The sequence below is a fragment of the Pseudomonas sp. R5-89-07 genome, from assembly GCF_003851685.1.
Lineage (GTDB): Bacteria > Pseudomonadota > Gammaproteobacteria > Pseudomonadales > Pseudomonadaceae > Aquipseudomonas.
In genome coordinates, this window is record NZ_CP027727.1 from 5,124,914 (window position 1) to 5,144,721 (window position 19,808).

At 61.2% G+C, this 19,808-nt stretch carries 17 protein-coding genes; 7 read left to right on the top strand and 10 right to left on the bottom strand.

Features of this window, described 5'->3' with window-relative positions; translation table 11 throughout:
• Positions 1-16 precede the first annotated feature (16 nt).
• Entirely contained in the window at positions 17-1,456 is a 1,440-nt protein-coding gene (locus C4J94_RS23420) for a glycosyltransferase family 39 protein (protein ID WP_124388265.1), read from the top strand.
• Positions 1,457-1,471: 15 nt separating this feature from the next.
• Here the strand turns inward: C4J94_RS23420 and C4J94_RS23425 are convergent, their stop codons facing one another.
• Positions 1,472-1,960: a TIGR00645 family protein gene (locus C4J94_RS23425; protein WP_016976786.1), complete on the bottom strand. Its 489-nt coding sequence runs from the start codon at positions 1,958-1,960 to the stop codon at positions 1,472-1,474.
• 163 nt (positions 1,961-2,123) lie between these two features.
• Here C4J94_RS23425 and C4J94_RS23430 point away from each other — a divergent pair, with 163 nt between their 5' ends.
• A complete protein-coding gene (locus C4J94_RS23430) occupies positions 2,124-3,947 on the top strand; it encodes a hypothetical protein (protein ID WP_124388266.1) in 1,824 nt (607 codons plus the stop codon).
• A 7-nt stretch (positions 3,948-3,954) separates the two neighbouring features.
• On the opposite strand, the gene C4J94_RS23435 is transcribed toward C4J94_RS23430, so the two are convergent.
• Together C4J94_RS23435 and C4J94_RS23440 are read right to left on the bottom strand one after the other, a co-directional pair.
• Positions 3,955-4,272, bottom strand: a complete 318-nt coding sequence (locus tag C4J94_RS23435; RefSeq protein WP_124388267.1) for a hypothetical protein — start codon at positions 4,270-4,272, stop codon at positions 3,955-3,957.
• Between the two features lie 239 nt (positions 4,273-4,511).
• A complete protein-coding gene (locus C4J94_RS23440) occupies positions 4,512-6,950 on the bottom strand; it encodes a Lon protease family protein (protein WP_124388268.1) in 2,439 nt (812 codons plus the stop codon).
• Between the two features lie 266 nt (positions 6,951-7,216).
• Here C4J94_RS23440 and C4J94_RS23445 point away from each other — a divergent pair, with 266 nt between their 5' ends.
• From C4J94_RS23445 to C4J94_RS23460, 4 genes are all read left to right on the top strand, one after another.
• Positions 7,217-7,705, top strand: coding sequence for a DUF3015 domain-containing protein (locus C4J94_RS23445; protein ID WP_124388269.1), 489 nt, complete (start codon positions 7,217-7,219; stop codon positions 7,703-7,705).
• Positions 7,706-7,797: 92 nt separating this feature from the next.
• A complete protein-coding gene (locus C4J94_RS23450) occupies positions 7,798-9,651 on the top strand; it encodes a DUF4105 domain-containing protein (RefSeq protein ID WP_124388270.1) in 1,854 nt (617 codons plus the stop codon).
• Positions 9,652-9,891: 240 nt separating this feature from the next.
• Positions 9,892-10,248, top strand: a complete 357-nt coding sequence (locus C4J94_RS23455) for a hypothetical protein (RefSeq protein WP_124388271.1) — start codon at positions 9,892-9,894, stop codon at positions 10,246-10,248.
• A 103-nt stretch (positions 10,249-10,351) separates the two neighbouring features.
• Positions 10,352-10,840 carry a GreA/GreB family elongation factor gene (locus C4J94_RS23460; protein WP_124388272.1) on the top strand — a complete coding sequence of 163 codons (489 nt, stop codon included), beginning with the start codon at positions 10,352-10,354 and terminating at the stop codon, positions 10,838-10,840.
• Here C4J94_RS23460 and gdhA read toward each other — a convergent pair.
• From gdhA to C4J94_RS23495, 7 genes are all read right to left on the bottom strand, one after another.
• On the bottom strand, positions 10,837-12,174 hold the full coding sequence (gdhA, locus tag C4J94_RS23465; protein WP_124388273.1) for an NADP-specific glutamate dehydrogenase: 1,338 nt from the start codon (positions 12,172-12,174) through the stop codon (positions 10,837-10,839). The genes C4J94_RS23460 and gdhA overlap by 4 nt on opposite strands.
• Before the next feature lie 210 nt (positions 12,175-12,384).
• Positions 12,385-13,275 carry a phosphoenolpyruvate mutase gene (aepX, locus tag C4J94_RS23470; protein ID WP_032904173.1) on the bottom strand — a complete coding sequence of 297 codons (891 nt, stop codon included), beginning with the start codon at positions 13,273-13,275 and terminating at the stop codon, positions 12,385-12,387.
• 48 nt (positions 13,276-13,323) lie between these two features.
• Positions 13,324-14,169: a hypothetical protein gene (locus tag C4J94_RS23475; RefSeq protein ID WP_124388274.1), complete on the bottom strand. Its 846-nt coding sequence runs from the start codon at positions 14,167-14,169 to the stop codon at positions 13,324-13,326.
• Positions 14,157-15,422, bottom strand: coding sequence for an aminotransferase class I/II-fold pyridoxal phosphate-dependent enzyme (locus C4J94_RS23480; RefSeq protein ID WP_124388275.1), 1,266 nt, complete (start codon positions 15,420-15,422; stop codon positions 14,157-14,159). The genes C4J94_RS23475 and C4J94_RS23480 overlap by 13 nt, the downstream gene beginning before the upstream one ends.
• A gap of 39 nt (positions 15,423-15,461) precedes the next feature.
• Complete coding sequence (locus tag C4J94_RS23485; RefSeq protein WP_124388276.1) at positions 15,462-16,679, bottom strand: MFS transporter; 1,218 nt, start codon at positions 16,677-16,679, stop codon at positions 15,462-15,464.
• Between the two features lie 32 nt (positions 16,680-16,711).
• Positions 16,712-17,536, bottom strand: a complete 825-nt coding sequence (locus C4J94_RS23490) for a hypothetical protein (RefSeq protein ID WP_124389036.1) — start codon at positions 17,534-17,536, stop codon at positions 16,712-16,714.
• Between the two features lie 2 nt (positions 17,537-17,538).
• Positions 17,539-18,762 (bottom strand): MFS transporter, encoded by a 1,224-nt coding sequence (locus C4J94_RS23495; protein ID WP_124388277.1) that lies wholly within the window; start codon positions 18,760-18,762, stop codon positions 17,539-17,541.
• Positions 18,763-18,857: 95 nt separating this feature from the next.
• On the opposite strand from C4J94_RS23495, the gene C4J94_RS23500 reads away from it, so the two are divergent.
• Positions 18,858-19,787 (top strand): LysR family transcriptional regulator, encoded by a 930-nt coding sequence (locus C4J94_RS23500; RefSeq protein ID WP_124388278.1) that lies wholly within the window; start codon positions 18,858-18,860, stop codon positions 19,785-19,787.
• The last annotated feature ends 21 nt before the right edge of the window (positions 19,788-19,808 follow it).

The window sequence follows — 19,808 nt, forward strand, 5'->3', positions numbered from 1 at the left end:
GCCCGGTAGCCACTCCATGACGCGTCCCGTTCCCCTGCTGCTTTTGCTCGCTGGTCTGCTGTTTTTCTTCGCCCTGGGCAATCATGAACTGCAAGGCTCCACCGAGGCCCGGGTGTCCGGGATCGCCATGGCCATGCACTTGGACAATGATTGGGTAGTGCCGCGCCTGTTCCGCGAGCCGTTCCTGGAAAAGCCGCCGCTGAGCCTTTGGCTGGATGCCGGGGCGATTCGTGTGTTTGGCCCGAGCACCGGGGCGGTGCGCCTGGCGTCAGCCTTTGCCGGGTTGTTCAGCGTGATGCTGCTTTACGGGATGCTGCGCCGGTTCGGGCGGCCAACGACGCTGGCGTTCAGCGCTGCGTTGATCCTGGCGACCATGGCCAGTTACTGGGGCAATGTGCGCGGGGTGGGCGAGGATTCGTTGCTCAGCCTGGGGGTGACTGCCGCGTTGCTGGGGTTCTATCAGGCGATGCGCCCCGAGTCCGAGCGCAACGGTTCCACGGCTTGGGCCTGGGCGTTGTTTACGGCGGGGATGGTCATCGCCACGTTGAGCAAGGGTGTGCTGGGCCTGGCGATGCCGGGGATCGTGATCTTCGTCTACCTGGCCTGCACCAGCCTGATGGATAAACGCCTGCGTGTCGGCGACTGGCTCAAGCCAGCGTTGTTCACGCTGCTGGCCCTGGTGCCGCTGCTGATCTGGCTGGGGTTTCTGTTTCAGCGCGGCGGCATGCAGGCCGTGGGGGAGGTGCTGTGGACCAACAGTGTTGGACGCTTCAGCGGCTCGTTTGTCGAAGCCGGGCATTACGAGCCGTTCTACTATTACCTGGCTAAACTGCCGGAGGCCTTCCTGCCGTGGAACATCCTGGTGTACCTGGGCCTCTGGCACTTTCGCAAAAGCCTGCTGACCAACCGCTACCGCCTGTTTTTCAGCGTATGGCTGGTGGCGCAGTTCACCCTTTTGACACTCGCCTCAAGCAAACGCACCGTCTACTTGATGGCGCTAACTCCGGCTGCCGCCGTGCTGGCTGCAGAATATGCGCAGGTGCTGCTGGACTGGGTAAGAGCACACAAACCAGCGCTTTACCGCTACCACCGACGCATCATCGGCGCCGTGTTCAGCCTGGCCGTCGGCTGCTACCTGAGCGCAGCTTTCTGGTTTGCGCCGAAAGCCGATGTGCGCCAATCATTCGTGCCGGTGATCAGTCAGGTGCAGAGCCTGCAAGACGCAGGTAAAGAGGTGGCGCTGTTCCAACCCAACGAGCGGATTGCCGGTGCCAGCGTGTTTTATCTGCAGGCCTATCTGCCGATTTTGCAGACCGAGCCCCAACTGCGCGCATTTCTCAGCGCCAGGCCCGGCAACGTTGCGCTGCTGGACCATACCGACCGACTGGATCATCAAGTAACGGTGATCAAGCAAATGTCGGTCAACCGCCAGCCTTACTACTTCGTCGAGCAGTAAGGCCGGCGCGGGTCATCAGTGCTTGGTGACCTTGTCCAGGTAACCCATGGCGAACGCCGAGATCACGAAGGTCATGTGGATGATCACGTACCACATCAGGTGCTGGGGATCGACGTTCTTGGCGTCCATGAAGATGCGCAGCAGGTGGATGGAGGAAATCGCCACGATGGACGCCGCCACTTTCATCTTCAGCGACGAAGAGTCCATGGTGCCCAGCCAGTTGAGCTTTTCCTTGCTTTCATCGATATCGAGCTGCGAAACGAAGTTCTCGTAGCCGGAAATCATCACCATCACCAGCAAGCCGCCCACCAGGGCCATGTCGATCAGCGACAGCAGCACCAGGATCAGCTCCGACTCGGCCATCGAGAACACGCTCGGCAGCAGGTGGATCACTTCCTGGAAAAATTTCAGCGCCAGCGCCAGCAATCCCAGGGACAAGCCGAAATAGATGGGCGCCAGCAACCAGCGCGAGGCGTACATAGCATTTTCGATAAAACGTTCCATTGAATCTCACACAGCTTGGCTAAAAATGGCGCCGAGTATACCAGCCGCCGCCCGGCACCTGTCACCGTGAGAAAACTCAGCCAAAGTGGCATCTGTAAGAGAATTTTTCTGATAGTGTCGAGCCCATCAACTCGGCTCGATGATGTCGGACAGGAAGACTCTGATGATGGATGTGCGATCCCCTTTGGCCACGCTCGGCCTGTTCGCGACGTTGCTGATGACCAGCGGCTGCTCCCCCAAGGAAGAGCAGAAGCAGGCCACCCTCGAAGAGAAAACCAGCCAGTTCGAACAGTCTCTCGACACCATCCAAGACCCCAAGCTGCGCGACGCCATCGCCGACCTCGGCGGCTCGCTGCTGTTGCTGGAACGCGCCCGCATCAAGCTCGCCGCCAAGCCCATCGAAGCCGAATACGGCGAAGACACCCTGGCCCTGCTCAAGCACTACCCCACGCCCCAGGCTTTGGTGGACACCTACATCAATGGCCTGTTCGTGTTGCGCAGGGCCTCCCATTCCGACTACCTCACGGACTTGCAGCCGGTCTTCCCGTTCACGTTCAACGCCCCTGATCAGTTCCCCTTTCCCCATGGCCTGGAATGGCAGTCGGTGACCTTGAGCAACAATAAAGTCATTCCCTTCCAGCCTGAGTGGTCGGAAACCGATCCCGGCATCCAGCTCAGCCCGAGCAGCTCCAACCTGACCAACCCCGACGACCTGACGGTAACCTACCCCTTCATCGAGGGCATCGAGACCGAAAACAAGAGCCAGCCGCAGCCCGTCAGCCTGAAAGGTACGATTGAAGTCGCCGCGCCAGGCAAGGTGCTGGCCTTCGACTTATCGAAAAAGGACGTGGGGCACCCGCGTACCGAGGGCAACATCACCCTGAACCTGCTCTCGCTTGAGAAGAATTACGCCGAACTCGAACTGACCAACAGCGAGCCCCTGGCCGCCGAGCTGGGCGACGACTCACCTAACCCTCTGCTGGTGCAGGCACGGGATGGCACCGGCCAGTTTTTGACCCGCTCAGGCTCAATCAACGAAAGTGCCGCGCAAGTGGCCTTCTACGAGAAACAGTTGGCCGAGATGCAAAAGCAGAAGGCCTGGTCCGAGGCGTTCGAAAAACAACTCACCGACGCGCAAAAAGCCTTCGAACACAAACAGAACAGCCATTACGCCAAGGTGTACTTCAACGGATTGCTCGACACCCTGCAGGTCAACGTACTGGATTTTTCCAAGACCACGGTGACCCGCAAAGAGCTGGACCTGCCGGTGATGCGCTTCGACAAAAACAGCCTGCAACAAACCGTGCAACCGTTGCCGATGCCGGTCACGGTGTATGACGACGCTGCCGCCAGTTGGCTCAAAGACGCGTCGATGACCGAAGAACAGTTAAAAAGCAGCGTCACCATCAGCCAATCGACCGAAGACGCCAGTGCCGCGAAAGTCGTGTTCGACCACCCGTTCACCTTCAACGACGACCTGGTCGGCGCCGAGCGCAACAACAGCGATGCGCCGATCACCTTTTTCGCGGCCGACGATAAAGGCGAGCGCGGCGAACCCATCGAGCTGCCGACCGAGGCCTTTGAGTTGAATGCGGCAAATGGCACGTTGACCTACGACCTCAACCTGTTCCCGGAAACCCCGGCGTTCGTGGTCGGCTCAGTGCCGTTGTTCCTCGCCACCATCGAGAAGGCCTCGATTGATATCACCCAATTGCCCAAGGGCCTGTCGCTCAAGGACAACGCGTTGATCGTCGACCAGCGCGCATTCCCCTCCGACAGCTGGCGCTTCTACGCCAAGGACAGCAGCGGCAACTACCTCAAAGAAATTCTCGGCGTAAGCCACCGCGCCGAGGAATACGGCACCGCGATGTTTGACGTGCATTATTTCTACGGCCAACCAACCACCCTGGAAAGCTACCAGCGCACCGACCTCGACACCGTGCAATACGGCTTCGAGGTCAAGCTGGACAAACCGGAAAGCAAATAGCCCGCGATTACAGGGCCAATTGCTCCTGGCCGCCGTTGAGTTGGCGTAGATGGGCCTGCAGGTGCAGGCACCAGATCTGCGGTTCGTCCAACTGCTCGTAGCCGTGCAGGGTCAGGCTATCGACGATGGAGCCCAACATGGTTTCTGCCACGAAGGGCCCGTGGAACGGGCCTTGAGACTTGACGGTGGAAGGCTGTTCGCCCGACATGCCGGCGGCAAACAATAACGTCCACATCCCGTTTTCCCCGGCGAGAGGGCGAATGGAGCATTCGATACGGGTTTGCAGGCCCAGGCACTGGCGGGTAAGGCAAAGGTTGCGCGGCATGGCGGCGACCCTCGGTAGATCGGCGTTCAGCCCCAGCGCAAAGGCGAGGCTGTTTCTATCCTGCGACTCCTGTGGATATCCCTAATGCTGAGAATAGAAGAAAAACGCGACAAACCAAGGTTGTAGGGACCAACGGCGCGGTGCTCCGAAGCGTCGTCAATTTAATGGCATTCACAAATCTAAATGTGGGAGGGAGCTTGCCCCCTCCCACATTTTTTGACCCGGGTGGCCTTAAGAAATCAGCTTGGCTTGGCCTCGGCCAACGCCTGCTGTGCCAGTTCCTTTTCCGCTTCCTTCAAGTCTTCCTCGCTGATCATCTCCGCAATCGCACGCAGACGCTCCACCACGCGGGCATTGACCGTGCCTTCCGGGAACTGCCCTTCGGCGTCCGGCTCACCGGCATCCTCGCCCACCAGCAGGCTCAGCGCCTCATCCGCCTGGCGCACCGCGTAGATATGGAACTGCCCAGCGCGCACGGCCTGCAATACCTTCTCGTCGAGCATCAGCGTGGCCACGTTAGCCTGGGGAATGATCGCGCCCTGTTCGCCGGTCAAACCGCGCGCTTCGCACAGGCGGAAGAAGCCTTCGATTTTCTCGTTGACCCCACCCACCGCCTGCACTTCACCAAACTGGTTGATCGAGCCGGTGATGGCAAAGCACTGCTTGAGCGGCGTCTTCGACAAGGCCGAGATCAGGGTGCAGGCTTCGCCCAGGGAGGCGCTGTCACCATCCACATAACCGTAGGACTGTTCCAGCGCGATGCTCGCCGAGATGGCCAGCGGGAATTCCTGAGCGTAACGGCTACCCAGGTAACCGGTGAGGATCATCACGCCCTTGGAGTGAATCGGCTGGCCGAGGTTGACCTCTCGCTCGATGTCGACGATCCCGCTGCCGCCGGGGTACACCGTGGCGGAAATCCGCGCCGGTACGCCGAACGCCGAATCACCGACCTCCAGCACCGTCAGGCCGTTGCACTTGCCCACGGCGGCACCGGCGGTGTCGATCAGGATCACCCCGGCGAGCATGTCGTCGAGAATGCGCGCCGACACGCGACCGGTGCGCGTGGCCTTGGCCTTGAGCGCACGTTCGATGTGCCCGGCGTCGGTCATTTCGTCGCCAGCCAGGTGGCGAATGAAGTCCGCCTCGCTGACCAGCTGGAACAAATCGCCGATGCGCGCCGACAAGCGGCCCTGATGTTCGGCCAGGCGTGCGCTGTAGGTCGCCAGCCGCGCTACCGCGTCCGACGTCAGCGGCGCCATGCCCTCTTCCGAGGTGCGGGTCTTGAGCAACTGGGCGAACTGCTCCAGGCTTTCATCGACCATCGGGATGTCTTCGTCGAAGTCCACCAGTACCCGGAACATTTCCTGGAAGTCCGGATCGGCATCCTGCAACGCGTAGTACAGCTGACGCGAACCGATGATGATCACCTTGACCTGCAACGGGATCATTTGCGGGTTGAGCGTCACGGTGGCCAGGCGACCCAGTTCGCCAAGCGGCGACTCCATCTTCAGTTTGCGCGACTGCAAGGAACGCTTGAGCGCATCCCATACAAACGGCTCGCTGAGCATTTTTTCCGCTTCCAGGATCAGGAAACCACCGTTAGCCCGGTGCAACGCGCCTGGGCGCAGTTGGCGATACGTGGTGTACAGCGCGCCCTGGTCGGTGCTGTATTCGATACGGCCGAACAGGTTATCGTAGGTCGGGTGCGGCTCGAACACCACCGGTGCGCCGCCATTGACCGCATGACCAACCACCAGGCTCGGGCAGTACTGCTCTTCCAGCAGTTTGCGCGCCTGGGCATCAGTCTTCGAATCGTCGACCAATTGCTCGACCACGGTTTTGAGCAGGTACACCTGCATGGCCTGCAGGTAACCGCAGACGGCAGCGTTTTCCGCGTACTTTTCCGACAGCGGTGCGAGCAAAGGCTGCAGGGCCAGGGTGATGGTTTCTTCGTTGAACTGGCGCAGTTGGTTGTTTGATTCACGTTTCCACTGCGGCAGGCTCGCCAGCTCTTCGTTGAGGCGCTCTTCCAGCTCGGAAATATCCGTGTGGAAGCGCTCGCGGTCGACTTCCGGCAGTTGCGAGAACTCAGCCTCATCCAGGGCCTTGCCATCGAGCATCGGGGTGAAGGCGATGTTGGAGCTGTCGCGGTACAGCGCCACGTCCTTTTCCAGGGCCAGGCGCTCGATCACGTCCAGAGCCTTGTCGTAACGCTGGTTGAACGCTCGGTCGATGGCGCTTTTGCGCTGTTGATAAGTCGGGTGTTCGAACACCGCCGGGAAGGTCGCCACCAGGTTGTCGACCAATCCGTTGATATCGGCGATGAACGCCGCCGCGCCGCCGCCTGGCAATTCCAGGGCGCGCGGTTCGCGCGGCTCATCGAAATTATTCACATACACCCAGTCCGACGGGGTTTGCAGGCGCTTGCCTTCGGCCTTCAGGTAACGTTTGACGAACGAGAAGCGACCGGTACCCGGCTCGCCCATGACAAACACGTTGTAACCGGGACGTGGCATCGCCACGCCGAACTGCAAGGCTTCAACCGCACGTTCCTGGCCAAGCACACCGCGAAAGGGCTCCAAATCATTGGTGGTCGAGAAGCTGAACTGTTCAGCGGAGAAAGGGCGAGTCAGCGCTTCGGGCGCTAGGCGCAAGCTGGCAGCAACAGGATCAGGCATCGGGCTTCCTTACATCAGGCGGGGCAGATGGGGGCATTCTGGCTCTCGGTTGCGCGCTCTGGCAAGGCGCGCTTTTGGGAAAGCGTAGACAGCACCCGCGCCGTACAAAAAAAACGTTCAAGACCGAATGTTTTATAAAAAATCACGGAACCCCTGGAACCTGCCTAAACTCCAAACTGCGCGGGTTGGACTAATAACTGGCCCCTAGGGCGTTGCGAAGCGCCTGAACCCTTGTCCATTGGTTTGCACACAAAGAGAACAAAGCTATGAAACGGATCCTTCTTGGTACTCTCTTCACCGTCGTCTCCCTCAACGCAATGGCAGAATCACCAGGTGGCCCGAACTGCGGTTGGGGCAACATGTTGTTCGAAGGCCAGCGCGGTACACCGGCCCACTTCCTGGCCTCCACCACTAACGGCACCTCGGGTAACGCCACCTTCGGCATGACCTCGGGCACCAACGGTTGCAGCACCAACAGCGCACTGACCTACGGCGGCAAGTCGTGGATTGCCATGAATGGCATGATGAACGAGCTGTCCGAAGACATGGCCAAGGGTAACGGCGAAGCGCTGACCACCTACGCCGTGGTACTGGGCGTGGCACCGGAAGACCGCGAGCACTTCGCGGCCGTGACCCACGAGCACTTCCAGCAGATCTTCAGCAAGGCTGACGTGACCGCTGACGACGTGCACAACAACACCATTGCCGTACTGAAAAGTGATGCCCGTCTGGCGAAATACGCTACCCAGGCTTAAGCTCGACCTGCCCGCGCCTTTCGAGGCGCGGGTTTTATTTTTTCGACCTGCCCCCCTTGGGTCTTTTTTTCAGTCCGACTTAAGTAGCCCCCATGCTCAAACGCCTCGCTTGCCTGGCTTTCTTCGCTTGCGCCCCGCTGCATGCGGCACCGCACCTCGACGATCAACGTTTGCAGCAACTGGCCAATGACCCTTTCTGGTTATCCCTGGGCCATTACGAAACCGGCAAGATCAAGGGCTGGCGCAGCTACGTCAGCGACAAGAAGTTTTTCCTCGCCGCCGATGGCGCGCACCATCCGGACGCCGAACTCAAGGCCACCGTGGAAGCGCTGTACGCGCCGGCCAGCCTGGGTGAAAAACACGCCCAATGCGTATACCCCGCACGCACCCGCTGGCTCAAGGACCAGTTGCAACTGACCGACCTGCCGGCGGTGGACTGCAAAGAATTCAAGCAATGGTTCAACGACGTCGCGCCCCACAGCGCGGTGATGATCTTCCCGGCGGCGTACCTCAACAGCCCGTCGTCGATGTTCGGCCACACCTTGCTGCGCATCGACCAGGCCGACGTGCAAAGCAACAACACAGCGCTGCTCAGTTACGCGATCAACTTCGGCGCCTATATCGAAGGCTCGGACAACAGCATTCTGTATGCCTGGAAGGGCCTGATGGGCGGCTACCCCGGCCTGTTCGCCCTGGTGCCCTACCAGGAAAAACTCTCCGAATACCGCAGCCTGGAAAACCGTGACCTGTGGGAATACCGCCTGAACCTCACCGAAGTCGAGACCAAGCGCATGGTCGAACACGTGTGGGAACTCAAGCAGATCCAGTTCGACTATTTCTTCTTCGATGAAAACTGCTCCTACCGCCTGCTGGAACTGCTGCAAGTGGCGCGCCCCGGCCTGCGCCTGACCGAGCAGTTCCCGCTGACTGCGATCCCCACCGACACCGTCAAGGCAGTGAAAGACGCGGGCCTGGTGGAGAAAATCGACTATCGCCCCTCCCGTGAACGCGAACTGCTCGAGCGTGCCAAACCGCTGGATGGCGATGAGCAGCAATGGGTGCTCAGCATCAGCGACGACCAGAAGCAATTGCAGGCGCCGGCTTTCAAAGCCCTGCCCCGCGAGCGTCAGGCGCTGATCATCGATGCCGCCTATCGCCTCGGCCGCTACCGCGCCAACGGTTTGGAACGCGACACCGAACGCTCCCAGCGCAGCTTTGAACTGCTGCGCGCGATCAACCAGAACCCTGCGCCAGACCTGAAGATCACCCCGCCCGGCCTGCCGGAAAACGGTCACGAGTCGCGCACCTGGCAAGCTGGCATCGGCACCCGTGGCGACAAAGCCTTCGGCGAATACGGCCTGCGCATGGCCTATCACGACCTCAACGACAACGCCGAAGGCTTCCCCCTGGGCGCACAGATCGAGATCCTGCAGATGAAACTGCGCCAGTACGAAGGCAACCACTGGCAACTGCAGCAACTGGACCTGGCCACCATCCGCTCCCTGACCCCACGCAACGCCCTGCTGCAACCCTGGTCATGGCAAGTCACCGGCGGCCTGGAGCGCGTACCGGGCAAGCATGACGACGAAACCCTGGTCGCCCACGTCAACGGCGGCGCCGGCGGCACCTGGCAGCTGAGCGACGACATGCTCGGCTTCGCCCTCGGCACCGTGCGCGTGGAACACAACAATGACTTCAGCGAAGCCATCTCCCCGGCGGCCGGGTTCAACACCGGCGTGTTGTGGAAAAACCCACTGGGCAACCTGAGCCTGGAAGCCAAGGGGGATTTCTTCACCAATGGTGAAGTACGGCGCAGCATCAGCCTGAACCAGCAGTGGGAACTGTCGCGCAACCTGGGCCTGCGCTTGAGCGCCCAGCGCGAATACAGCCACTTGTCGACACCGGTGAATGAAGTGATGCTCGAAGTGAAGTGGTACCACTACTGACTCAAGCCGGACAAACATCAAAATGTGGGGGGGGGGGCTTGCTCCCGATAGCGGTGGCTCAGTCACCAGATGCAGTGGCTGACAGTCACTCATCGGGGGCAAGCCCCCTCCCACATTTGGTTTGTGCCTAGCCAGAAAATTTCGAATACCCCACATCCCGCCGACGCCCCTTTCACATACATCTGACAAATCCCATTCTAGACTTGCTCTATCAGCCGTAGATCGGCAAGGGAGTTCGCCATGTGGCGGTATGCGGTCATGCTGTGGGCGGTGGTTGGGCTGTCGGGCTGCCAGACAACCCATCAGGATTTGCTGGCAAAGGGTTATCCGCCCGCCTTTGCCGATGGCTTCGACGACGGTTGCAGCAGTGGTCGCCAGGCCGCCGGGGTGATCACCGGGGAGTTTCGCAAGAACGTTCCGCGCTACCTGAAGGACCGGCAATACGCCGAAGGCTGGGAAGACGGTTTCCGCCAGTGCAAGGCCATGCGTGAGAACGAGGAGTTGCGCGACTATCAGGACCGTCGCCGGGACGACCGCGAGCATGAATGGCAGCAGGAAAAAGATCGGGATGCGGCCAAGGCTTATCGCTCGCAATAGCGCGCCGCGTTAGAAGCGGACGCAGAGCGTCCCAAGCGGCATTCCCACGCGTGGGAACGATCGCACGGCGAACATGGCCCAAGCTCCATTGAGGGAGAACATCATGAGCCGAGCTTTTGTAAATGAAGATAACGCCGCCGCCCAGGCTGATCAGCCGGTAGAGCGCCAGGTCAGTGAGCAGCCCAATCGCCTGACTGCACAGGGGTTGGCGCAATTGCAGGCCAAAGTTGCGCAGTTGCAACAGGAATACAGCACCGAGTCCGCCAAGAGCGATAAACAACGCCAAGCCGATATTGAGCGAGACCTGCGCTACTTCAACCAGCGGGTACAGAGCGCTCAGGTCGTGGCACCGGCGACGTCCACCGACAGGGTGCAGATCGGCAGTTGGGTGACCTTCGCCAACGAGCAGGACGAACAGCAGCGCGTCCAATTGGTCGGCGAAGACCAGGCCGATGCCAATGCGGGCTTGATCAACTGGGGTTCGCCCCTGGGCCGCGCGCTGCTGGGCGCCCAGGTGGGTGACGAGGTGCTGTGGAAGCGCCCCGTCGGCGATCAGTTGATCGAAGTGCTGCGCATCGAGCCCCAGGCTTAGACGATGCCCTGGGCCAGCATCGCATCGGCGACTTTGACGAAGCCTGCGATGTTCGCGCCCTTCACGTAGTTGACCCGGCCGTTTTCTTCGCCGTAATGCACGCAGGCGTGGTGGATCGACTGCATGATCGCGTGCAGCTTGCTGTCCACTTCACCGGCGGTCCACAGCAGGCGCATGGCGTTCTGCGACATCTCCACGCCACTTACGGCCACGCCGCCGGCATTGGAGGCCTTGCCCGGCGCGAACAGAATGCCCGCTTCGATAAAGATATCCACTGCCTCCAGGGTGGTCGGCATGTTGGCGCCTTCGGCCACACAGTGGCAGCCATTGCGCAGCAGGGCGCGGGCCGCGTCGGCGTCGAGTTCGTTCTGGGTGGCGCAGGGTAGCGCGATATCGCAAGCCAGCTCCCACGGCGTTTTGCCTGGGAGAAATTCCAGGCCGAAACGCTCGGCCAGCTCACTGATACGGCCGCGCTGTACGTTTTTCAGCGTGAGCAGAGCCGACCACTGCTCCTCGGTCAAACCGCTCTCGGCATACAGGGTGCCTTCGGAATCCGACAGGGAAATCACCTTGCCACCCAGGTCCATCACTTTGCGCGCCGCGTACTGCGCCACGTTGCCTGAGCCGGAGATTGCCACGCGCTTGCCTTCGACCCGCTGGCCGTCGCGCTTGAGCATTTCTTCGGCGAAGTACACACAGCCAAAACCGGTGGCTTCCGGGCGGATCAGGCTGCCGCCGTAGCTCATGCCCTTACCGGTCAGCACTGAGGTGAATTGGTTACTCAGGCGTTTGTACTGGCCGAACAGAAAACCGATTTCCCGCGCGCCCACGCCGATATCGCCGGCCGGTACGTCCACGTCCGCACCGATGTGGCGGTACAGCTCGCTCATGAACGCCTGGCAGAAGCGCATCACTTCGGCGTCGCTCTTGCCCTTGGGGTCGAAGTCCGAGCCGCCTTTGCCGCCACCCATGGGTAGCGAGGTCAGGGAGTTCTTGAAGGTCTGTTCGAAGGCGAGGAATTTCAGCACACCCAGGTTGACCGAAGGATGGAAGCGCAAGCCGCCTTTGTACGGGCCGATGGCGCTGTTCATCTGGATACGGAAACCACGATTGATCTGAACCTTGCCGTGATCATCCACCCACGATACCCGGAAGGTAATTGCGCGTTCCGGCTCGCAGATGCGCTCCAGAATGCCCGAGGTCAGGTAGTGGGGATTGGCTTCATGAAACGGCCACAGGCTGCGCAGGACTTCTTCTACGGCCTGGTGGAACTCCGGTTGGTCGGGGTCGCGTTTCTTGAGGCGGGCGAGGAAGGATTCGACGGATTCGCGCATGAAAAGTCTCGGGAAAATGATTGTTGTTAAACAGAGATTGAGCCGGACTTTATCAATTCGTTTCGCACCGTGACAGGGCAAAATGTCGCCTTTATGAATTTAAATGGTGCATTCATATAAATAAACAGCGCTTTTCGCCCTGAAACGGGGATTTCAACACGACACATGCACCAATGAGTGAAAGGCTGGACGGCAGCCCCGCGCATCGCGCTAGCGCGTCCCGGGCACCAGATCGAGTATCTCGTCGATGCCCAGGCAACGTGGCTCCAGCTCCAGCGTCCTGCCATTGGCGAGTATTCCGACGGCGGTATCGCGCATAGCCAGATAGGCGCTGCGCAACATGTGATTGGCATAAATCACCGCGTTGAAACCTGCTCGCTCCAGCACCTCGAACTTCAGGTGAACATAGCTGGTCGGCACGCAAATCAGCGGCACCCTGGGCCGTTGCAGGCGAAACTGCCGGGCGAATTCCAGTATTTCCAGACCATCCTGCTTGCGGCTATGGATCATGATGCCATCCGCCCCCGCCTCGACATACGCCAGACACCGCGCCATCGCCTCCTCCATGCCGCGATCCAGGATCAAGCTTTCACACCGGGCAATCATCATCAGCCCTGATCCGGTGCGACTCGCACAGCCGGCCTGGAGTTTGGCGCAAAAGGCCTCGATGGACTCCTGCGCCTGGTCGACCTCGATGCCCAAGAGTGAGTTCTTCTTCAAGCCGCACTTGTCTTCGATCACCACCGCCGAGACGCCCGCGCGCTCCAGCATCTTGATATGAATCGCGAAATGTTCGGCCTTGCCGCCGGTATCGGCATCGAATATCAGCGGCAGCGAACACACATCGAAAATTTCGCGAATCCCCGGCAATCGGTTACTGGGCGAAAGAATTTCGATGTCGGGTAACCCGCGCTGGGTCGAGTCGGTCAGCGAACTCGACCAGATGGCGTCGTACCCCACCGTATGCCCGGGGCTGATTTCCAGCCTGGCGCGTTGCGCGAGCAACGCCGATATCGGGCTATGGGCTTCGAGTACGCGCAGGCAACGGTTGCTATCCAGTAGCGCCGACAGAGGGCGTCGGCGCGCTTCGGTATCCATCATAGGGTTCAGGCTCCTTATCGGCGGCACAACGGGGGCTATCGGACAGCCTCAATCCCAGGCGGGCTGTTCGCACTTGAGCACCGACGCCATCTTTTGCAGATGCTCACAGGCCCTGGTCACGTACTCCCTGGAGAGCCGTGCGATACGCGCGTAATCAACGACCTGCCCGGTGGCGCTGGCATACAGCCGCAACGCCTCTGCGGCATGCTTGAAGTGGCGCGCTTCCACGCTGCCGCAATGCACGCTGAGAAAACTCGCGACGCGGCTGGCCTCGCCGGCGCTATAGCCCCGCACATCGCGCAACCACTGCTTCCATAGCGGGGTCATCAGGTTGTATTCACCGGTATTGAACAACTCCGTCATGGCCATCATTTCCAGCGCTTCGATGAGTTGCGGCGCCAACGGGCGTTTTTCCCCCACCCAACCGGAGAATTCTTTGGTGATCGGGTTGAGGAATTTGTCTTGCAGGCGCCATTCATCTGAGCCGCAGATGGCCGAAGCCATGCGGTAATACAGCTTGGAGTGGTGCGGATGCCCATGCATTTCACCCAGCCCGATGTCCTCGACAATGATCTCCCCACAATGGGTCGCCGCCTCGAGCATTTTCAACCGGGCGTCATCCGCCAAGGATGCCGACTCCTGGAGGATGCGCACGATGATGCTCGAGACGGCATGGGCGGCGCCGTCCGGGCTGCGCCAGCCACAGAAGAACGTACACAGTGACGACTCGCTCCAATTACTGGAGGTCATGTCGACGTAGGTCTCGCAGTACTTGTCCAGCGCGGCGGTCTGACTGTTGAAACCGCTGAGCAGGGCCTGGGCCAGAGGTCCGTCCTCTACATCCACCAGCGCCTGGTTCACGTACCCGATAAATTGGCGGCTCAGATTTTCCACGGCTCATATCCTTTCAAGGTGGGGTAATGCGCAACGATTTCTGACATGAAGCGACTAAAGCGCGTGAGGCCCTCAATCAGCGCTTCACGCTCAATGGCGTAGGAGATACGGATACTATTGCCGTCACCACAGCCAGAGCCGGGCACCACCGCGATATGGGCCTCGGTCAATAACAGATCGGCCAAGTGGTCGACGTCACGAATAACGGTGCCCAGGTAGCGGCCACCCAACTTGCGGGATACATCGATAAACAGATAAAACGCCCCTTCCGGCGGGGCGCACCGAATGCCGTCGACATGCCCCAGGCAGGTGCAGGCTGCGAGCAGTTGCTGGTCGAGGAAGGTATTGACCTGGCGGGTGAAGTGCGGCGCGTCAGCCATCAGACTGCCGAGCGCGGCATATTGGGACAGGCTGCTGGGGTTGGACGTCGTATGCCCTTGCAGGTTGTGCATGGCGGCGATGACTGGGGCAGGCGCGCACGCATACCCTACCCGCCAGCCGGTGACCGCGTGGCTCTTGGAAAACGAATCGACCAGTACCGTCTGATGTTTGAGCGGCGCAAACAGCGACACGATGTTGTGATGTTCATGGGGCGCGCGCACCAGTGTGCGGTAACACTCGTCGAACACCACCCAAAGCCTGTGTGCGAAGGCGAGCCGGGCAATACCCAACAGTTCTTCGCGCTGATAAACCGTGCCCGTCGGATTGTTCGGGGTGTTGATCACAATCATCCGGGTGCGCGGGGTCAGGGCCTTCTGGACCGCTGCGCAGGTGAGGCGATAGTCATCCGCAGCCGTGTCGACATAGACGGGAACGCCACCGGCCAGTTGGATCTGGGTGGGGAAGGTTTCCCAGTACGGCACCGCGACGATGACTTCATCCCCCGGATTGAGCAGCACCATTGCGGCGTTGTACAGCGCCTGCTTGGCACCGGCGGTCACCGCTATTTCATCGGCGGCGTAACTCACCCCGCAACGCTGAGTGACCTGCTGCGCCAGCGCGTGGCGAAGCTGGGGCAGGCCGATGGGCGGCGTATAGCGGTTGCGGGCAGTGGCGAGCGCATCGGCCGCGGCGGCTTTCATGGCCGGGCAGGCATCGAAGGACAATTCGCCAGCGGCAAAGTTGACCACGTTGACGCCGGCTTCTTTCAAGGCATTGGCTTTACTGCGCATGCTGGACGTGCCGGGTGCGCTGAGACGTTGCGCACGCTCGGACAACGGCAATGACACGGCAGACGGTTCACTGTTATTCATTGTTATACCTGCCAGAACACGCTGAAAAATTCGTTCGCCCTACCGGGCTTGGGCCTCCAACCCTTGCTGAACCCGCCAGGACAGCGGCAAGGTCAGCAACAGGGTGGCGGCCAGCAACAGGACGGCCATGGGCACACCGGTGGCATCCCCAAGGCTGCCGAACAGCACCGGCGCCAAGGCGCCGCCACCGATGGTGCCGGTGTAGAACACGGCGAACGCCTGGTCGCGCCTGCCCGGCCCTGCCAGGTCCGGGACTGCGCCGTACAGCACCGACGACGTGCCGTTCAGCGCCAGCCCCAGCAGCGGCAACATCACCATCAAGCCGGCGTAGGGCAAGTACACCGCCATGACGATCAGCACGGCCGTGGTGAACTCCGTGGCCCATACCGTTTTCATCATGCCGATGCGCGCACCGAGGTAACCGCACAACAATTTGCCGAAGGCGCCCCCGACGAACAGCATCGTCAGCGCCAGACCGATGCCCGCAGGCCCGGCGCCCTTGGCCTTGAGCAAAAACGGCAGGAACGTGAGGAAACCCATGCGCACTGCGCTGTCCAGCGTGCCGGTCACGATCAGCGCACGCAAGCCGCTCGCGGAGCCGGCGCCAGCGCCCGTATGGGTGGCTTTCACCGGCGCCGCCCAAGCCTCGGTGCGTGCCGGGATCAGCCACCACAACAGGCCTGCCGCCAGCAGCCCGAGTGCACCCAGCAGGGTGACACTGGCACGCCAACTGATGACCGCCAGCAACAGGCCGATCAACCCCGGGATCAGGGTCTTACCGATATCGCCGCTGAAGTTGTACTGCGACAGCGCTTGTTTGACGCCTCCGCCGGCCTCGTGCGTATCGGTGATCAACGACGAGGCCAGCGGGTGCTGCGTACTCGCGCCGAGCCCGCCAAGCAGCAGCGCCAACATCAACACGCCCAGCCCGCCAGCCTGGCCGGCCAGCAGGTAGGCCAGGCCTGCCAATGCAGTGCCACCTACCAGCAAGCGTTCACGCCCCCAGCGCGCGGCAGCCCGGCTGGCCAATAACTGAAAACCAGCCATCATGCCCGCGTAAGCACCGCGCAACAGGCCGATCTGGGCGTAGCTGAGGCCGAACTGCGCTTGCCAGATCGGCAGCAGCACATAAATCACATCGGTCAGCCCATCGTGCACGGCATGCGCGCCGCAGCCGGCCACCAGAGCGCGGCGACGCACGGTGACCGGATCAGGCGGCGACAACGATGGAGCTACGGTCTGCTTCAGGATGTTCATCTGGGTCAGAGGCTCTCAGGCAAAACGCCGGGTTAACCCAGCAACTGCGCACAGTCGCTCATTACACTGGCTTTACGCTGCAGGTATTGGGCAAAAATGTCGCGCGCCGTGGCGGGGTCCACTTCAATCTGCAGGGCGGTGGTGAACTCATTCACCGCCGCCACCGCATGGGCGAAATGGTTGCTCTCGGTACCGCCGGTGTGCACCGTGACCCAAGCCACCGTCGCGCGGGATTTCTCCGGCGGCACGCCCATGTCCCGCACGAACCACTGCGAGTACAACGGGTGAATGAATTCCACTTCGCCGTGGGTGTACACCTCGTGGATCAACGTGGTCAGTAACCCCTGCAGCAGGTCGCGATCGCGCAGGCGGCGGGTGTCGGTCCAGTCCTTGAACGCCTGCGCCGAAGGCAGGCAATTGTCCTTCAATATCCACTGGTCATCGCCGCACAGCGCGGTGGCCATGGTGTAGAACAGGTCTGCGTGCAAGGTGTTGCCCAACGCGCCCAGGTCTTCATCGGTGATGCGTTGCAGGCTGCCGCAGGCCCGGTACAACTGCGCGGCGGCAGCGGAGCCTTCATCGGAGCGCGCCAGCAAGGTAATGCGGTTGGCCAGGCCGGACACACTGGCCGCCGAATTATTCGTCTTGGACCAACTGGCGAAGAACTTGCGCAGCACCGCCGGCGAATGCCGACGCGAGGTGAGCCGTGCAAAAGCGTCTTCGATACTCACCAATGCCTCTTCCTCAGCCCAGAAGGATTCGAACAGCGCGTGGCGCAAGACACTGGCCGGCATGTCGTTCAATACAGGCTCGATGAGCTTCAACAACTGGCTGTGCTTGATCACCGTGTTAGTCATGTTCACCTCTCATAGTCCTTTATTGGATGAAATCGGGCTGGTTTGCCGCGCTGTCCGGCGATCAGGGCCTGGGGCTTTACCGGTTTCCAGCCCAGCAGGGCGATCGCCAGCGACAACAGCTGAAAACCTGCGACCAGCGCTACGCAGCCCGGCCAGCCCCATTGATTCCAGAGCATGGCCGGGGCCACAGCGCCGGCGCTGCCGCCCAGGTAATAGCCGGTCAGGTACAGCCCCACGGCGCCAGACTTGTCCGGGCCTGCCGTGGTGGCGATATACGCATTGGCGGATGCCTGTGCCAGGAATACGCCGGTCGAGCTCAGGGCCAGCCCCAGCACGATCAGCCACAGGGACGGCAACAATGTCAGCGCCGAGCCACACACGCCGAGCGCCACAGCGCCGGTCAGTAACTGCGATTGTGGTCGCGATTTGCTCAAGCGCCCCGCAACAGGAATGACCACCAGCGCCAGCAGGAACACTGCATACAAAGTGCCCAAGGCTGCAGCGCCTAGGTTGAACGGGGCCTGGCTGAGATACAGCCCGGCATAGGTAAAGGTTGCGACTTGTGAGAACAGCACGCAGAAACCGACGCCATAGGCCGCCAGCAAGGGTTTGCGCAGAAGCCGGCGCACCCCATGCATGCCCACGGCCGTGACGCCGGGCCGCGCCACCGGATTGGCCGGCAACAGCCACACAATCAGCAGGCCGACCAGCAGACTGATCACCGCCAACAGTTCGAAGGCTTCCCGCCAGCCCACATACTGGGTCATGACACCCGAGACAAAGCGACCGGCAAACCCACCGAGCACCGTACCCGCGACGTACAAACTGGTGATCTCGGTAACGCTGGCCGCACGCCAGCGATCGCCGATATAGGCCACGCTGGTGGCGAACACCACGGGGATCAACATCCCTTCCACAAAACGCCACACCAGCAGCTCGGCAAAGCTGTCCACATAGGCCGTCAGCAGTGTCGGCAGCGCCAGCAGCAACGCGGCCACGGCAATCACGGTGCGTTGCTCGAAACGTCCGGTCAGGCGCCCGACAAACGGCGCGGTCACCGCCACGGCCAGCGTGGTCACCGTGATGCTCCACCCTGCCTGTCGGGCACTTACCTGGAAGCTGGCGGCAAACGCAGGCAGGATGCTCTGTGTCGCATAAAGATTCAGAAACGCCGCACAGCCACACAGGAAAACGGCGAAGCGGGCGTGAGGCAAGCGCGGGTTCATGTGACCTCTCGTCTTATAGTCGAGGATGTTTATAGAATACCCAGCGCAGGGAACACCAATACCGAATTCGGACCGATCAATACCCAGGAAACAGAATGCTTGATCTACGCAAGTTACGTTACTTCCTGACGGTCGCCGAAGAGCTGCACTTCGGCCGCGCGGCCCAGCGCCTGCACCTTGCCCAGCCGCCCCTGACGCGGCAGATTTCGGCCCTGGAAACCGAGCTTGGCTTTCGCCTGTTCGACCGCACCAGTCGCACGGTCACACTGACCGCCCAAGGCCAGCATTTTTTGCCGTATGCCCGCGCAGCGCTGGAACACGCCAGGCTTGCACAAGATATCGCCGCCAAGCTGGCCGCCGGCTCGACCGGCCAACTGGTCGTAGGCTATGCCAGCTCGATCGCGCTGTCGGAACTCTTCAGCCAAACCCTGCAAGCCTTCGCCCAGCGTTTTCCCGATGTGCAACTGACCTTGGTGGAAAGCGCTTCCGGCAGCCTGCACGCGCACGTGCTGGACGGGCGCATCGACGTCGGCATGAGCCGCCTGCTGCCGGAGGCCGGGCAGACCGGCGTCGAGGCTCTGTCGTTGGGGCAAGAACCGCTGGTGGCGGCTCTTTGCAGCGACAACCCGCTGGCGGAGCAGGACGAAGTCACCCTCGCCCAGCTCAGTGAGTACCCGTTGATTCTGTTTCCCAGCGATTACGGTTCGGGCCTCAACGGCTCCATCGAGCACCTGTATCAACGCCGCGGCCTGGCGCTGCGCCCGGGCCCTGCGGGGCGCCAGATCACCTCGATCATCGCCCTGGTGGCGGCAGGCCAAGGTGTCTCGCTCGTGCCCCAGTGCACCCGCACTCTGGCCAGGAAAGGCGTGGTCTACCGCCCCTTGGCAGACCCCGATGCCTGGGCACACCTGCTGATACTCACACGCTCGCAGTCACGCTCACTGTTGGTCGAGGCGTTTATGGGGGTGGTCGAAGAATTGCTGCGCAGCCGCCCGGCCCTGGCGCCCACAACGCTCCCGACATAACGCGGGCAAAAAAATACCCCT

Coding starts and splice junctions, on each gene's coding strand:
- C4J94_RS23485 (WP_124388276.1), bottom strand. CDS start 16,679: ATGAACATCCTGAAGCAGACCGTAGCTCCATCGTTGTCGCCGCCTGAT.
- C4J94_RS23440 (WP_124388268.1), bottom strand. CDS start 6,950: ATGCCTGATCCTGTTGCTGCCAGCTTGCGCCTAGCGCCCGAAGCGCTG.
- C4J94_RS23435 (WP_124388267.1), bottom strand. CDS start 4,272: ATGCCGCGCAACCTTTGCCTTACCCGCCAGTGCCTGGGCCTGCAAACC.
- C4J94_RS23460 (WP_124388272.1), top strand. CDS start 10,352: ATGAGCCGAGCTTTTGTAAATGAAGATAACGCCGCCGCCCAGGCTGAT.
- C4J94_RS23495 (WP_124388277.1), bottom strand. CDS start 18,762: ATGAACCCGCGCTTGCCTCACGCCCGCTTCGCCGTTTTCCTGTGTGGC.
- C4J94_RS23425 (WP_016976786.1), bottom strand. CDS start 1,960: ATGGAACGTTTTATCGAAAATGCTATGTACGCCTCGCGCTGGTTGCTG.
- C4J94_RS23420 (WP_124388265.1), top strand. CDS start 17: ATGACGCGTCCCGTTCCCCTGCTGCTTTTGCTCGCTGGTCTGCTGTTT.
- C4J94_RS23455 (WP_124388271.1), top strand. CDS start 9,892: ATGTGGCGGTATGCGGTCATGCTGTGGGCGGTGGTTGGGCTGTCGGGC.
- C4J94_RS23500 (WP_124388278.1), top strand. CDS start 18,858: ATGCTTGATCTACGCAAGTTACGTTACTTCCTGACGGTCGCCGAAGAG.
- C4J94_RS23430 (WP_124388266.1), top strand. CDS start 2,124: ATGATGGATGTGCGATCCCCTTTGGCCACGCTCGGCCTGTTCGCGACG.
- C4J94_RS23450 (WP_124388270.1), top strand. CDS start 7,798: ATGCTCAAACGCCTCGCTTGCCTGGCTTTCTTCGCTTGCGCCCCGCTG.
- gdhA (WP_124388273.1), bottom strand. CDS start 12,174: ATGCGCGAATCCGTCGAATCCTTCCTCGCCCGCCTCAAGAAACGCGAC.
- aepX (WP_032904173.1), bottom strand. CDS start 13,275: ATGATGGATACCGAAGCGCGCCGACGCCCTCTGTCGGCGCTACTGGAT.
- C4J94_RS23480 (WP_124388275.1), bottom strand. CDS start 15,422: ATGAATAACAGTGAACCGTCTGCCGTGTCATTGCCGTTGTCCGAGCGT.
- C4J94_RS23490 (WP_124389036.1), bottom strand. CDS start 17,536: ATGACTAACACGGTGATCAAGCACAGCCAGTTGTTGAAGCTCATCGAG.
- C4J94_RS23445 (WP_124388269.1), top strand. CDS start 7,217: ATGAAACGGATCCTTCTTGGTACTCTCTTCACCGTCGTCTCCCTCAAC.